Source organism: Aminobacter sp. MSH1, assembly GCF_003071665.1.
Classification (GTDB): domain Bacteria; phylum Pseudomonadota; class Alphaproteobacteria; order Rhizobiales; family Rhizobiaceae; genus Aminobacter; species Aminobacter niigataensis.
The window spans coordinates 173,942-187,919 of the sequence record NZ_CP026266.1; the positions used below are offsets into that span (position 1 = coordinate 173,942).

At 63.5% G+C, this 13,978-nt stretch carries 12 protein-coding genes; 11 read left to right on the forward strand and 1 reads right to left on the reverse strand.

All coding sequences use genetic code 11. The features are described 5' to 3' along the window. Nucleotides 1–6: 6 nt before the first annotated feature. Nucleotides 7–1,224, reverse strand: a complete 1,218-nt coding sequence (locus CO731_RS27130; RefSeq protein ID WP_245440020.1) for a S41 family peptidase — start codon at nucleotides 1,222–1,224, stop codon at nucleotides 7–9. A 323-nt stretch (nucleotides 1,225–1,547) separates the two neighbouring features. On the opposite strand from CO731_RS27130, the gene CO731_RS27135 reads away from it, so the two are divergent. The 11 genes from CO731_RS27135 to glnT all read left to right on the forward strand — a co-directional run bounded on the left by CO731_RS27135 (nucleotide 1,548) and on the right by glnT (nucleotide 13,920). Then, complete coding sequence (locus CO731_RS27135; protein ID WP_108610211.1) at nucleotides 1,548–2,738, forward strand: aminotransferase class V-fold PLP-dependent enzyme; 1,191 nt, start codon at nucleotides 1,548–1,550, stop codon at nucleotides 2,736–2,738. A 22-nt stretch (nucleotides 2,739–2,760) separates the two neighbouring features. Beyond that, a complete protein-coding gene (locus tag CO731_RS27140; RefSeq protein ID WP_108610212.1) occupies nucleotides 2,761–3,726 on the forward strand; it encodes a CoA ester lyase in 966 nt (321 codons plus the stop codon). Between the two features lie 13 nt (nucleotides 3,727–3,739). Then, on the forward strand, nucleotides 3,740–4,924 hold the full coding sequence (locus tag CO731_RS27145) for a malate--CoA ligase subunit beta (protein WP_108610213.1): 1,185 nt from the start codon (nucleotides 3,740–3,742) through the stop codon (nucleotides 4,922–4,924). Between the two features lie 12 nt (nucleotides 4,925–4,936). Further along, a complete protein-coding gene (sucD, locus tag CO731_RS27150) occupies nucleotides 4,937–5,836 on the forward strand; it encodes a succinate--CoA ligase subunit alpha (RefSeq protein ID WP_108610214.1) in 900 nt (299 codons plus the stop codon). 165 nt (nucleotides 5,837–6,001) lie between these two features. Next, a complete protein-coding gene (locus CO731_RS27155; protein WP_108610215.1) occupies nucleotides 6,002–6,970 on the forward strand; it encodes a D-glycerate dehydrogenase in 969 nt (322 codons plus the stop codon). Beyond that, nucleotides 6,970–8,271: a DUF4147 domain-containing protein gene (locus CO731_RS27160; RefSeq protein ID WP_108679492.1), complete on the forward strand. Its 1,302-nt coding sequence runs from the start codon at nucleotides 6,970–6,972 to the stop codon at nucleotides 8,269–8,271. Before CO731_RS27155 ends, CO731_RS27160 begins: the two co-directional genes overlap by 1 nt. Before the next feature lie 163 nt (nucleotides 8,272–8,434). Next, nucleotides 8,435–9,172, forward strand: a complete 738-nt coding sequence (locus CO731_RS27165) for an XRE family transcriptional regulator (protein WP_108610217.1) — start codon at nucleotides 8,435–8,437, stop codon at nucleotides 9,170–9,172. A gap of 399 nt (nucleotides 9,173–9,571) precedes the next feature. Next, a complete protein-coding gene (locus CO731_RS27170; protein WP_108610218.1) occupies nucleotides 9,572–10,468 on the forward strand; it encodes a glutamine amidotransferase family protein in 897 nt (298 codons plus the stop codon). A 4-nt stretch (nucleotides 10,469–10,472) separates the two neighbouring features. Continuing rightward, on the forward strand, nucleotides 10,473–11,210 hold the full coding sequence (locus CO731_RS27175; protein WP_108610219.1) for a GXGXG domain-containing protein: 738 nt from the start codon (nucleotides 10,473–10,475) through the stop codon (nucleotides 11,208–11,210). 8 nt (nucleotides 11,211–11,218) lie between these two features. Continuing rightward, nucleotides 11,219–12,547 carry an FMN-binding glutamate synthase family protein gene (locus tag CO731_RS27180; protein ID WP_055976086.1) on the forward strand — a complete coding sequence of 443 codons (1,329 nt, stop codon included), beginning with the start codon at nucleotides 11,219–11,221 and terminating at the stop codon, nucleotides 12,545–12,547. Nucleotides 12,548–12,576: 29 nt separating this feature from the next. After that, nucleotides 12,577–13,920: a type III glutamate--ammonia ligase gene (gene glnT, locus CO731_RS27185; RefSeq protein WP_108610220.1), complete on the forward strand. Its 1,344-nt coding sequence runs from the start codon at nucleotides 12,577–12,579 to the stop codon at nucleotides 13,918–13,920. Nucleotides 13,921–13,978: the final 58 nt, after the last annotated feature.

Sequence of the window (13,978 nt, forward strand, 5' to 3'; positions counted from 1 at the left end):
GCTGGATCAGCCGCCGGCAAGGATACGAAGCATCTGTTCCAGCGCGGCGTCGCGCTGCGGGTCCCGGCCCGCGGCGTAAGGCAGGCTGAACGCCACCGGAATGTCCGGCTCGACGCCGCGCCCTTCGAGCCGCACGTCGTCGCCGATGACGGCATCCGAGACCGCCACTTCGAGCAGGCTGTCGTCGGGCAGGAGATAGGCACGGCCGGCCAGCAACGCGCCCGCCGTCCGCGAGCCGACGAGCGGAATGCCGTTGGTCTTCAGCGCATAGGCGAAGAGTTCCAGCCCGCTTCGCGCGCCCTCGTCTATGATGGCGACGACGGGCCGCCTCCAGCGCACATTGGCAAGCGTCGCCTCGCCGTCGCGCTGGATGAGCCGGAACGTCGGCGTGTCGCCGACGAACAGCTCCGCCGCATCGGAGGGGCCGCCACCCCAGCGGCCGCGCAGGTCGACGATCAGCCCGTCGGCGTCCTTGAGGCGGCCGGTGGCAAGCTCGCGGGCGACGATGTCCAGGCCATCGGGCGCCGAAAGCGTCCACAGCCTGACATAGCCGATGCGCTTGCCGTTGCGCTTGGTCACGGTCACGCTGTCTTCGATCGCTTTCTCGAACATCCGCAGCGGGCGCAGCCGCTCCACCGCGACCTTCAGGGCCACGGGTTCCGTGCCGGTGCTTCGTCGTATCCGCACGTCCACGGTGCGCCCGACGTTGTCGCGGAACGAGCCGATCTCATGATAGGGCGCGCCATCCACAGACAGGACTTCATCGCCGACCAGGATGCCGGCCCGGGCCGCCGGCGAACCATCATAGACATCGCTGACGAACAGGGAGCCGTTGGCCCGTTGCGCGATCATACCGATGCCGGGGTAGCTGACCTCGCCATCAGGCGGAAACAGCCGCCTCAGATCGTTGCGGATTGCAAAGCGGAAGATGTCGGCCAGCTCGAAATAGGCGATCGTGTCGGGCTGGAAACGTCCGGTATGGGATGCGCGGAGGCTGGCAAGCACCGCATCGATCGCCTCGTCGACGCGGATGCTCGGCGTGTCGGCATCAAGCGGCGCATTCGCGATCTCTTGTTTCACGGTGGCTCGGAACCGCTCGAGTGCCGACGCGTCATGGTGATGGTCGATCACCAACTCGACAGCGCGGTCGAACACCGGCTGGCCGGAACGCAGCGGGTCGTCTGCCAGCGCATGCGGAACCTGGAGCGTGAGCCAGGCGGTCACTGCGAAGAAGGTAATTGCCTTTATATCCACGGGCCGGTCCGTTTTCGCCATTTGTGCCATTATCAGACCGAACCGAGACGGGAACGAGCCCTTCGATGACAACATTCCGTGAGCCGGCAATGGGCGTGGGCCATCACGACGCCGGGTAGGTTCCAGCCTATCCGATAGGACGCCGGCGCATCTGAAAGAGTAGGCGCCACCCAACGCCCCAAGGTCCGCGAATCTATCCCGACAGGTGTTGTGAGCGATCGGGGCAAAACCGATCATCCTTCCGAAAGCCACAGACAGGCACCACGCCGCAACATTCTCCGGGAGGACTTTTCATGGCCGGCTTCAATCAGCTTTTCGTTCCAGGACCGACCAACGTTCCGGAGACCGTCCGGCAGGCGATGAACATGCCGATGGAGGACATGCGCGCACCGGATTATCCGAGCTTCACGCGCGGCCTCTTCACTGACCTGATGAAGGTCTTCCGCAACGAGACCGGTCGTGCCTTCATCTTCCCGTCCTCGGGCACCGGTGCCTGGGAGTCGGCGATCACCAACACGCTTAGCCCCGGCGACCGCGTGCTGATGTCGCGCTTCGGCCAGTTCTCGCATCTGTGGGTCGACATGGCCGAGCGCTTCGGCCTCGACGTCGACGTTGTCGATGCCGAGTGGGGCACGGGCGTTCCGGTCGAGATCTATGCCGAGCGCCTCGCCAAGGACAAGGAACACCGCATCAAGGCGGTCTTCGTTACCCACAATGAAACCGCCACCGGCGTCACCAGCGATGTCGGCGCGGTGCGCGCTGCACTCAATGCCGCCAAGCACCCCGCACTTCTGTTCGTCGACGGTGTCTCGTCGGTCGGTTCGATCGATTTCCGCCAGGAAGAATGGGGCGTTGACTGCGCCGTTTCCGGCTCGCAGAAGGGCTTCATGCTGCCGCCCGGCCTCGGCTTCCTGTCGGTCAGCCAGAAGGCGCTGGACGCCGCCAAGTCGGCGAAGTTCGGCCGCTGCTACTTCTCCTTCGAGGACCAGATCCGCGCCAACGACACCGGCTATTTCCCCTACACCCCTGCAGTGCAACTGCTGCGCGGCCTGCGCGCTGCCCTCGACCTGATCCAGGAAGAAGGCCTCGACAACATCTTCGAGCGTCATAACCGCCTGGCAACTGGCGTGCGCAAGGCGGTCGATGCCTGGGGCCTGCGTGTCTGCGCCAAGGAAGCCAAGTGGAACTCCGACACCGTCAGCGCTATCCTGGTTCCCGAAGGCATCGACAGCGCCGACGTCGTCCGTCGCGCCTTCCACGGCTACCAGACCTCGCTCGGCGTCGGTCTCAGCAAGGTCGCCGGCAAGGTGTTCCGCATCGGCCATCTCGGCTGGGTCAACGAAGTTATGATGTGCGGCGCCATTTCGGCGGCCGAGATGTCGCTGCGCGACTGCGGCGTCAAGGTCCAGCCGGGTTCCGGTGTCGGTGCTGCCCTTGAGCACTACCGCCTGTCGGCCCAGCCGGCCGTCGCCAAAGCAGCCTGACGCAGAACCGGGAGGAAACAGAATGAGCCATACACTCCACCATCTGCGCAAGCTTCGCTTGCAGCGCAGCGAACTCGCAGTACCGGGCTCAAACCCGGAGATGATCCGCAAGGCGGCCGACGGTGAAGCCGACTACATCTTCCTCGACATCGAGGATGCGGTGGCACCGCCGGACAAGGAGCGGGCGCGTAAGAACATCATCCAGGCGCTCAACGAGATCGACTGGCGCGCCAAGGGCAAGACCATTTCGGTCCGCATCAACGGCCTCGACACCCATTACATGTACCGCGACGTGGTCGACGTGATGGAACAGGCCGGCGACAAGCTCGACACCATCCTGGTACCTAAGGTCGGCGTTCCCGCCGACCTCTACATGGTCGACGCCATGGTCAGCCAGATCGAGACGGCCAAGGGTTTCAAGACCCGTGTCGGTCTGGAAGCTCTGATCGAGACGGCGCTTGGCATGGCCAATGTCGAGGCGATCGCTGCTTATGGCGGCCGTCTCGAGGCGATGCATTTCGGCGTTGCCGATTATGCCGCAAGCTGCAAGGCGCGCACCGTCAGCATCGGCGGCCTCAACCCCGACTATCCGGGTGATCAGTGGCACGCCGCCCTGTCGCGCATGACGGTTGCCTGCCGTGCCTATGGCCTGCGGCCGATCGACGGCCCGTTTGGCGATTTCTCCGATCCAGAAGGCTACATCGCCGGTGCAAAACGTGCCGCAGCGCTCGGCATCGAAGGCAAGTGGGCCATCCACCCCTCGCAGATCGAGCTGGCGAACGCCGTGTTCTCGCCGCCGGAAAAGGAAGTCACCCGCGCGCGCCGCATCATCGAAGTGCTCAAGGAAGCCGAAGAACAGGGCAAGGGCGCTGCCGCTCTCGACGGCAAGATGATCGACGCAGCATCCGAACGCATGGCACGCAATGTGCTGGTCATGCACGAGGCAATCGAGCAGTCGGCGCGGTCGCGCACGAGCCTGCCAAACTGAGGAGGAGTTTGACATGGATATTCATGAATATCAGGCCAAGGAACTGCTCTCGCGCTATTCGGTGCAGATCCCGCGCGGTGGACTTGCCTACAGCCCCGAGCAGGCGACCTATCGCGCCAGTGAGATCGGCGGCGGCAAGTGGGTCGTAAAGGCACAGATCCATTCCGGTGCTCGCGGCAAGGCCGGCGGCATCCGCATCTGCAGCTCCGACAACGAAGTATCGGAAGCAGCAGAGTCGATGCTCGGCCGCAAGCTGGTGACGCATCAGACCGGCCCCAAGGGCAAGCTGGTGTCGCGCCTTTATGTCGAGGAAACCGTCGACATCCGCCAGGAACTCTATCTCGGCATCGTGCTCGACCGTAAGTCGGAGCGCGTCATGATCGTGGCTTCGGCTTCCGGCGGCATGGAGATCGAGGAGATTGCCGAAAAGCAGCCCGACTCGATCATCCGGGCCATCGTCGATCCGGGCGCGGGCATGCAGCAGTTCCAGGCACGCGAGATCGCCTTCGGCCTCGGGCTTGAGAACAGCCTCATCGGCAAGGCCGTCGACACGCTGCTCGGCTGCTATCGCGTCTTCCGCGATTTCGACGCCTCGATGCTCGAGATCAACCCGCTGGTGATCACCCGCGACGGCAACCTGATCGCGCTCGACGCCAAGATGTCGTTCGACGAGAACGCGCTGTTCCGCCGCGCCGAGATCTCGGAATTGCGCGACAAGTCGCAGGAAGACCCGCGCGAAACCTTCGCCAGCGACCGCGGCCTCTCTTATGTCGGCCTCGACGGCAACATCGGCTGCATCATCAATGGCGCCGGCCTGGCCATGGCAACCATGGACATGATCAAGATCGCAGGCGGCGAGCCGGCGAACTTCCTCGACATCGGTGGCGGTGCCTCGCCGGAGCGTGTTGCCAAGGCTTTCCGCGCCGTGCTTGCCGACAAGAACATCGAGACCATCCTCGTCAACATCTTCGCCGGCATCAACCGCTGCGACTGGGTGGCCGAGGGCGTCATCAAGGCGATCCGCGAAGTTGGCGTCAAGGTGCCGCTGGTCGTGCGGCTCGCCGGAACCAATGTGGAGGAGGGCCGGCGCATCCTGGCCGAGTCGGGCGAAAAGGTGATCATCGCCGACACGCTCGCCGAGGCCGCCGAGAAATCGGTCGAAGCGATGCGCGCCTATTCGAAATCAAAAAAGAACTAAAGGGAGGTCGAAATGGCAGTTCTATTGAATCGCCGGACGCGCGTTATCGTCCAGGGTCTGACCGGCAAGATCGGCTCATTCCATGCCGACGACATGAAGCGCTACGGCACCAACGTGGTTGGCGGCGTCACTCCCGGCAAGGGCGGGCTTGTCCACCAGGGCATCCCGGTCTTCAATACGGTCAGGGGCGCTGTGCGCGAGACCGGGGCCGAAGCCTCCATCGTGTTCGTGCCGCCACCCTTTGCGGCGGACTCGATCATGGAAGCGGCCGATGCAGGCCTCAAGCTCTGCGTCTGCATTACCGACGGCATCCCCTCTCAGGACATGATGCGGGTCAAGCGCTACATGCGCCGGTTCCGCTATGAAGACCGCATGCGCCTCGTCGGTCCCAACTGCGCCGGCGTCATCACGCCGGGCCAGGCGCTGATGGGCATCATGCCCGGCAACATCTACCTGCCGGGCCGCGTCGGCATCGTCGGCCGCTCGGGCACCCTCGGCTACGAGGCGGCTTCGCAGATGAAGGCGCTCGGCATCGGCGTTTCGACCTCGGTCGGCATCGGCGGCGACCCAATCAACGGCTCGTCCTTCAAGGACATCCTCAAGCTGTTCGAGGACGATCCCGACACCGACGCCGTGGTGATGATCGGCGAGATCGGCGGTCCGCAGGAAGCTGAGGCCGCAGAATGGGCCAGACACAATATGCGTAAGCCGCTGATCGCCTACATCGCCGGCCTTTCGGCGCCGAAGGGCAAGCGCATGGGCCATGCTGGCGCCATCATCTCGGCCTTCGGCGAATCCGCTCAGGAAAAGGTCGAGATCCTGCGCGACGCCGGCGTGACCATCGTGCCGACCCCGGCCGCCTTTGGCCCGACGGTTCAGGGCGTGCTCGAGCAGCAGAAGAAGGCCGCCTGACCCGGCCTTCGGGGAGCCGGCGCCGACCGGCTCCCTTTTCTCGCATCAGCCCGAAATCGACCCTCGATTTTCGGGCGCGACGGTGCGTAACCTATGAGGTGCTGGATCGTCCCTTGCGCGTCCCTTCGGACGGGCGGCGCTCCAAGGCAAGACCAAGGAATTGAAATGAAACCTCGCGTTATCGTCACGCGGCGCTGGCCCGCGGCAGTTGAACAGATCCTGGCGGAGCGGTTCGACACGACCTTCAATCAGGGCGACGCCCCGCTGGGCCAGACCGAGCTCAAGGCCGCGTTCCTGAATTTTGACGCGATCCTGCCGACCGTCAGCGACAAGTTGCCGGCGACGGTATTTCCCGACGTTGATGTCCGGACCGGGATCCTCGCCAATTTCGGTGTCGGCTTCAGCCATATCGACACCGACGCCGCGCAGGCCCGTGGTATCGTCGTGACGAACACACCCGGCGTATTGACCGACTGCACCGCCGACATCGGCATGAGCCTCCTGCTTTCGGTCGCCCGGCGGGCAGGCGAGGGCGAGCGCCAGGTACGCGCCGGCCAATGGGCAGGATGGTGCCCGACGCACATGATCGGCGCCAAGGTTACCGGCAAGACGATCGGCATCATCGGCATGGGCCGCATCGGCAAGGCGATGGCCAAGCGCGCGCATTTCGGCTTCGACATGGATGTTGTCTTCTACAACCGCTCGAAGGTCGACGACGAGGAAACCCGCGCCATGGGCGCAAGGCAGCTGGCCTCCATCGAGGACGTGCTGGCACAGGCCGACTTCGTCTCGCTGCATTGCCCGGGTGGAGCCGAGAACCGGCACCTGATCAATGCGGAACGCCTCGCAGCGATGAAACGCGGCGGGTTCCTGATCAACACGGCGCGCGGCGACGTCGTCGACCAGAAAGCACTGGTCGCGGCGCTCGACAGCGGCCAAATCGCGGGTGCCGGCCTCGACGTCTATGACGGCGAACCGGATGTGCCCGGTGCACTGATGCGTATGGAAAATGTGGTGCTGTTGCCGCATCTGGGCAGCGCCACGGAAGAAACCCGCGTGGCCATGGGCATGAAGGCGGTGGACAACCTGACCGCCTTCTTCGAGGGCCGCGCCTTACCCGACAAGGTGGTGTGATGTATCTCGACTGCTCGGTATCGGCACTGGTCAAGCTTCGCGCGCAGGCAATGGCCCTGTTTCGCGAAGGCATCGCAGCGTCGGATCCCGAGCAGGCGGTCATCGCGGCGCTTGAAACGAGACTGGACGACATCGCCGCGGCAAGACGGGTGATCCTGATCGCCTTCGGCAAGGCGGCATGCCCGATGGCACGCGCCGCGCTGCCTTTCGTCACGGACAAGCTGGTTTCCGCCTGCGCTGTGACCAATCTCGAGAACCATGCCGAGATCGACGGCGTCGAGGTCATTGCCGGAGGCCATCCTCTTCCCGACGCAGGCAGCATCAGGGGTGCCGAGGCGATCGAACGTGCGGCCCGTTCGGCCGAACCGGGCGACCTGGTCCTGGTGCTGGTCAGCGGCGGCGGTTCGGCGCTCACCTGCGCTCCGGCAGCGGGCATTGGACTTGCCGACAAGATTGAACTCAACGACACGCTGATCCGCTGCGGCGCTGACATCAGCGAGATCAATGCGGTCCGGCAGCTGTTTTCGCGGCTCAAGGGCGGGCGCCTGGCACAGCTCGCTTCGCGCGCCAAGATGCTCTCTCTCATTCTGTCGGATGTACCGGGCGACGATGTCGGTACCATCGCCAGCGGCCCGACGGCCCGCCCGTCGGCCACTCAGGCCGACGCCATCGACATTCTCGGTCGCTACGGCCTGATCAAGACATTGTCGCCGGCGCTGAAGTCGCATCTCGACTTCGTCCTCGAAAACGAACAGCCAGCGTCGACCTTCGAGCATGTCGAAAACATCGTCATCGGCTCCAACGGCATCAGCCTGCAGCGGGTGATGAATAGCGCCGGCACCAATTATCCGGTCGTCGTCAAGGCGGATGATTGGCTGAGCGGCGACGTCTCCGATGTTGCCAAGACGCTGCACCGGATGGCTGTGTTCGCAGCCAGCCAGCGCGGTCCGGTGGCAATCGTCGCCGGCGGAGAGCCGACGGTGCGTGTCGCCGGTAACGGCAAGGGCGGCCGCAACCAGGAACTGGCGCTGCGTTTTGCGCTTCTCAACGAATGGACGTCGATCAAGCGCCCCTGGGTCTTCCTGAGCGGTGGCACGGACGGACGCGACGGCCCGACCGATGCGGCGGGTGCGATCGTCGATGCCGGATCGACCACATGGATGCGCAAGCTGGGATGCAACCCCGTGGCCCTGCTGCAGAATAACGACTCCTACCATGCGCTGGCGTCGTCCGGCGACCTGGTGATGACCGGCGCCACCGGCACCAATGTCGCCGACCTGCAAATACTTCTGATGCAGTAGCGGTAACTGTCCCGGCCAACCCGGCCGAAGGTGAACTCTCGACCGATTACTGTCCTGGCAGCTCCATTCGGTGGAGTGCGGCCTTTACACCTGTTGTGCATTTTGCCTAAAATGTTTACTCTCGGTGAAATAGATTCAGCGAGCAGGAGCAGACGGCATCGACATGACGAAGGCCAAGGCAGCGGAAAAGCACGGACACTCGAAGAAGAATGGCAAGGCCCTGTCGGCAGCCATACCGGCGGTCGCGGCCAAATCGGCGCTGTCGCGCGTCTCGCCGCTGTCTCAGGATCCGCATGCAACGCGCGATACCCGAGAAAAGGTGCTGGAGGTGGCGATCGGCCACGAGGTCCGCGCCTTCCGCAAGAAGCTCGGCATCACGGTCGCCGATCTTGCTTCGGCCACCGATATCTCGCTCGGCATGTTGTCCAAGATCGAGAACGGCATCACCTCGCCATCGTTGACGACGCTACAGGCGCTTTCCCGCGCGCTCGGCGTCCCGGTCACCGCCTTCTTCCGCCGCTTCGAGGAAGAGAGAAACGCCGTGTTCGTCAAGGCCAACGAAGGGGTCGACGTCGAACGCCGCGGCACCCGCGCCGGACACCAATATACGTTGCTTGGCCATATCGGTTCGGACACGTCAGGCGTAACGGTCGAACCATATTTGATCACGCTGTCGGAAGACTCTGATGTCTTCCCGACATTCCAGCATGACGGCATGGAGTTTCTCTACATGCTGGAGGGCGAGGTCGTTTATCGCCACAGCAACAACCTCTACCGCATGACTCCGGGCGACAGCCTGTTCTTCGATGCCGATGCGCCGCACGGCCCGGAAGAACTGACCCATTTGCCGATCAAATATCTGTCGATCATCTCTTATCCACGCGGTCGCGGCAGTGACTAGCTCGAGGGCTGAGGGCGAGCTTTGGCGCTCGTCCTTAGGCCTGATCACCTGCATCCATGATTTCTGGCGGCTGGCCCAAGGCCAGCTCGACCGCGCGCAGCTTCGAAAAATGCGCCGGCGCGGACGCTTGTACGCGCTCGGATGTCCGAAAAATCGGCAATGAAGCCCGGCGAGCGCGGCCTCAACTTCTGAAATTCAAGTCGTCCACGGTGCAGTCAGCCCCGAAATTCCGTCCCGCGCGGCGAAAAATCGCGCGGGACGCTGCCCTGGCGTTAGCCGGAGTGGCCGAATTGTCGCTTTCTTGTTTTTCTACAGGAATAAAAAATTCATCACAGTTGAATTGGCCTCGGGAACCTGCTAGCTTTTGTCACAGGCAGCCAATCAGGTGAGGAAACTGGGATGTGCGGAATTGTAGGACTCTTTCTCAAGGACAAGTCGCTGGAGCCCCAATTGGGCGCGCTGCTGTCCGAAATGCTCGTAACTATGACCGATCGCGGCCCCGATAGCGCGGGCATCGCCATTTATGGCGGCGGTGCCAAGGGTCATGGCAAGATCACCATCCAGTCGGCTACCCCGGACGCGGATTTCAAGGGTCTCGACGCCGAGCTCGGCAAGAAGATCAACGCCAAGGTTTCGTCGACGGTAAAGTCCACCCATGCGGTGCTGGACGTGCCGGCCGACAAGATCGGTGAAGCCCGCGTGGCACTCGCCGAGCTGCGCCCCAACGTCCGCGTCATGGGCGCTGGCGAAGCCATCGAAATCTACAAGGAAGTCGGCCTGCCGATCGAAGTGCTCAAGCGTTTCGATATTGCCTCCATGGGCGGCAGCCACGGCATCGGCCACACCCGCATGGCTACCGAATCCGCTGTCACCACGCTCGGCGCGCACCCTTTCTCGACCGGCCCGGACCAGTGCCTGGTGCACAATGGCTCGCTGTCGAACCATAACAATCTGCGCCGCGAGTTGATCCGCGACGGCATGCGTTTCGAGACCGAAAACGACACCGAGGTGGCCGCCGCCTACCTGTCGTCGAAGATCGCGCATGGCCAGAATCTCGGCGAGGCGCTGGAAAGCAGCCTCAACGACCTCGACGGCTTCTTCACCTTCGTGGTCGGCACCAAGGACGGCTTCGGCGTTGTCCGCGATCCGATCTCCTGCAAGCCCGCCGTCATGGCCGAGACCGACCAGTATGTCGCTTTCGGCTCCGAATATCGCGCGCTCGCCAACCTGCCCGGCATCGAAGACGCCAAGGTCTGGGAGCCTGAGCCCTCCACCGTCTATTTCTGGGAGCACTGAGACTATGCATTCAACGAATCTTGCGACGTCCCCCCTGCACCAGGTCAACTACGCGCCGAAGGTGTTCGATCTTTCGAAGAACACGCTGCGCGAGTTCAACCAGGCGCTGCATGAGGTGAAGGACGCTTCCACCGAGCCGAACTGGGAAGTCATCAACCCGAAGGGCAGCCATGCGGTTGCCGTCGGCGCCGAGCACCCGATCTCGATCGATGTGCAGGGGAGCGTCGGCTACTATTGCGGCGGCATGAACCAGCTGTCGACGATCACCGTGCATGGCTCGGCCGGCCCGGGCGTCGGTGAAAACATGATGTCGGGCACCATCGTCGTGAAGGGCGACGCCAGCCAGTACGCCGGCGCCACCGGTCGCGGCGGCCTGCTGGTCATCGAAGGCAACGCTTCGTCGCGTTGCGGTATCTCGATGAAGGGCATCAACATCGTCGTTCGCGGCAACATCGGCCACATGTCGGCCTTCATGGCGCAGTCCGGCAACCTCGTGGTGCTCGGCGATGCCGGCGACGCGCTCGGCGACTCGATCTACGAAGCCCGCCTGTTCGTTCGCGGCTCGGTCAAGAGCCTCGGCGCTGACTGCATCAAGAAGGAATTGCGCCCCGAGCACATCGCGATCCTGCAGGATCTGCTCGACCGCGCCGGCATCACCGACGTGAAGCCGGAAGAGTTCTCGCGCTACGGTTCGGCGCGCACGCTCTACAACTTCAACATCGACAACGCTGACGCATACTGAGGAACAAAATGAGCTATCACAATCCTCCGACGACGCCACGCAAGTCGGCCACGTTCGATGAATACGCAATGTCCGAAATCCGTCGCGCCGCAGCGACGGGCATCTACGACATCCGCGGCTCCGGTGCCAAACGCAAGGTCCCGCACTTCGACGACCTGCTGTTCCTCGGCGCTTCGATCTCGCGCTATCCGCTCGAAGGCTATCGCGAAAAATGCGACACCTCGGTCGTATTGGGCACGCGTTTCGCCAAGAAGCCGATCGAGCTGAAGATCCCGATCACCGTCGCCGGCATGAGCTTCGGCTCGCTGTCGGGTCCGGCCAAGGAAGCCCTCGGCCGCGGCGCAACGCTTTCCGGCACCTCGACCACCACCGGTGACGGCGGCATGACCGAGGAAGAGCGCGGCCACTCCAAGCACCTGGTTTACCAATACCTGCCGTCGCGCTACGGCATGAACCCGCGTGACCTGCGTCGTGCCGATGCCATCGAAATCGTTGTCGGCCAGGGCGCCAAGCCGGGCGGCGGCGGCATGCTTCTCGGCCAGAAGATTTCCGACCGCGTCGCCGAGATGCGCACCCTGCCCAAGGGCATCGACCAGCGTTCGGCCTGCCGTCACCCCGACTGGACCGGTCCAGACGATCTCGAGATCAAGATTCTTGAAATCCGCGAGATCACCGACTGGCAGAAGCCGATCTACGTCAAGATTGGTGGCGCACGCCCCTACTACGACACCGCGCTCGCAGTGAAGGCCGGCGCTGACGTCGTCGTGCTCGACGGCATGCAGGGCGGCACCGCAGCGACCCAGGAAGTGTTCATCGAGCATGTCGGCCAGCCGACGCTCGCCTGTATCCGCCCGGCAGTGAAGGCGCTTCAGGACCTCGGCATGCACCGCAAGGTTCAGCTGATCGTTTCCGGTGGCATACGCAATGGTGCCGATGTGGCCAAAGCGCTCGCCCTCGGTGCCGATGCAGTATCGGTTGGAACCGCAGCGCTGATCGCGCTGGGCGACAACGATCCGCGTTGGGAGGATGAATACCAGAAGCTCGGCACCACTGCCGGCGCTTACGACGATTGGCACGAGGGCAAGGACCCTGCCGGCATCACCACGCAGGACGTCGAGCTGATGAAGCGCGTCGATCCGATCGCGGCTGGTCGCCGTCTGGCGAACTACCTGAAGGTCATGACGCTCGAGGCACAGACTATCGCCCGTGCCTGCGGCAAAAATCATCTGCACAATCTCGAGCCTGAGGATCTCTGCGCTCTTTCGATCGAAGCTGCCGCCATGGCTGGCGTGCCGCTTGCGGGGACGAGCTGGGTACCCGGGAAGGGTCCCTTTTAAAACCACAAGGATTGGGAGGAGCATTTTACATGGGTACGGCCTTCGAAGCCAAAATCGATCAGTCGGAGGTGACTGATCTCAAAGAGTTCGCAAGGACTCGCAACATCAGATACTTCATGGTGTCGTATACTGACCTCTTCGGAGGGCAGCGCGCCAAGTTGGTGCCTGCGCAGGCTATATCGGACATGCAGAAGGACGGAGCCGGCTTTGCCGGCTTCGCGACTTGGCTGGACCTGACGCCGGCGCACCCGGATATGCTGGCTGTGCCGGATCCGATCTCGGTCATCCAGCTGCCCTGGCGTCCGGAAGTTGCCTGGCTCGCATCCGACTGCCTGATGGAAGGCAAGGGCGTGGCCCAGGCGCCGCGCAACACGCTGAAGCGCCTCGTCGCCGAAGCCGCCAAGGAAGGCATGCGCGTCAAGACCGGCGTCGAGCCGGAATTCTTCCTGACCACGCCGGATGGCAAGCAGATTGCCGACGAGTACGATACGGCGGCAAAGTCCTGCTACGACCAGCAGGCCGTGATGCGCCGCTTCGATGTCATCGCCGAAATCTGCGATGCAATGCTCGATCTCGGCTGGAAGCCCTACCAGAACGACCATGAGGACGCGAACGGCCAGTTCGAAATGAACTGGGAGTACGACGACGTCCTGCAGACTGCCGACAAGCATTCGTTCTTCAAGTTCATGGTCCGCTCGATCGCCGAAAAGCATGGCCTGCGCGCGACCTTCATGCCGAAGCCTTTCCCAGGCCTCACCGGCAGCGGCTGCCATGCCCACATTTCGGTGTGGGATCTGAGCGGCAAGAACAATGCCTTTGCCGACAAGAACATGGAGCTGGGTCTTTCCGAGAAGGGCAGGTACTTCCTCGGCGGCATCATGAAGCACGCCTCGGCACTTGCCGCGATCTGCAATCCGACCGTCAACTCCTACAAGCGCATCAACGCACCGCGCACTCTTTCGGGTGCAACCTGGGCGCCGAACACGGTGACCTGGACCGGCAACAACCGCACCCACATGGTGCGCGTGCCCGGTCCCGGCCGCTTCGAACTGCGCCTGCCCGACGGCGCTGCCAACCCGTACCTGATGCAGGCGATCATTATCGCTGCCGGCCTCAGCGGCATCCGCTCCAAGGCCGATCCCGGCCCGCGCAGCGACGTCGACATGTACCGTGAAGGCCACACCGTCACGCATGGCGCCAAGCTGCCGCTCAACCTGCTTGACGCGCTGCGCGCCTATGACGAAGACAGCGAGCTGAAAGCTGCGATGGGCGAGGAGTTCTCCGCCGCCTTCATCAAGCTCAAGCACCAGGAGTGGAACTCCTACGCATCGCACTTCACCCAGTGGGAGCGCGACCACACGCTGGACGTCTGAGGCACAAGAACAGGCTCGGCGCCCGATCATCCAGATCGGGCGCTGCCTCGGGCACACC

Coding starts and splice junctions, on each gene's coding strand:
- CO731_RS27135 (WP_108610211.1), top strand. CDS start 1,548: ATGGCCGGCTTCAATCAGCTTTTCGTTCCAGGACCGACCAACGTTCCG.
- CO731_RS27140 (WP_108610212.1), top strand. CDS start 2,761: ATGAGCCATACACTCCACCATCTGCGCAAGCTTCGCTTGCAGCGCAGC.
- CO731_RS27145 (WP_108610213.1), top strand. CDS start 3,740: ATGGATATTCATGAATATCAGGCCAAGGAACTGCTCTCGCGCTATTCG.
- sucD (WP_108610214.1), top strand. CDS start 4,937: ATGGCAGTTCTATTGAATCGCCGGACGCGCGTTATCGTCCAGGGTCTG.
- CO731_RS27155 (WP_108610215.1), top strand. CDS start 6,002: ATGAAACCTCGCGTTATCGTCACGCGGCGCTGGCCCGCGGCAGTTGAA.
- CO731_RS27160 (WP_108679492.1), top strand. CDS start 6,970: ATGTATCTCGACTGCTCGGTATCGGCACTGGTCAAGCTTCGCGCGCAG.
- CO731_RS27165 (WP_108610217.1), top strand. CDS start 8,435: ATGACGAAGGCCAAGGCAGCGGAAAAGCACGGACACTCGAAGAAGAAT.
- CO731_RS27170 (WP_108610218.1), top strand. CDS start 9,572: ATGTGCGGAATTGTAGGACTCTTTCTCAAGGACAAGTCGCTGGAGCCC.
- CO731_RS27175 (WP_108610219.1), top strand. CDS start 10,473: ATGCATTCAACGAATCTTGCGACGTCCCCCCTGCACCAGGTCAACTAC.
- CO731_RS27180 (WP_055976086.1), top strand. CDS start 11,219: ATGAGCTATCACAATCCTCCGACGACGCCACGCAAGTCGGCCACGTTC.
- glnT (WP_108610220.1), top strand. CDS start 12,577: ATGGGTACGGCCTTCGAAGCCAAAATCGATCAGTCGGAGGTGACTGAT.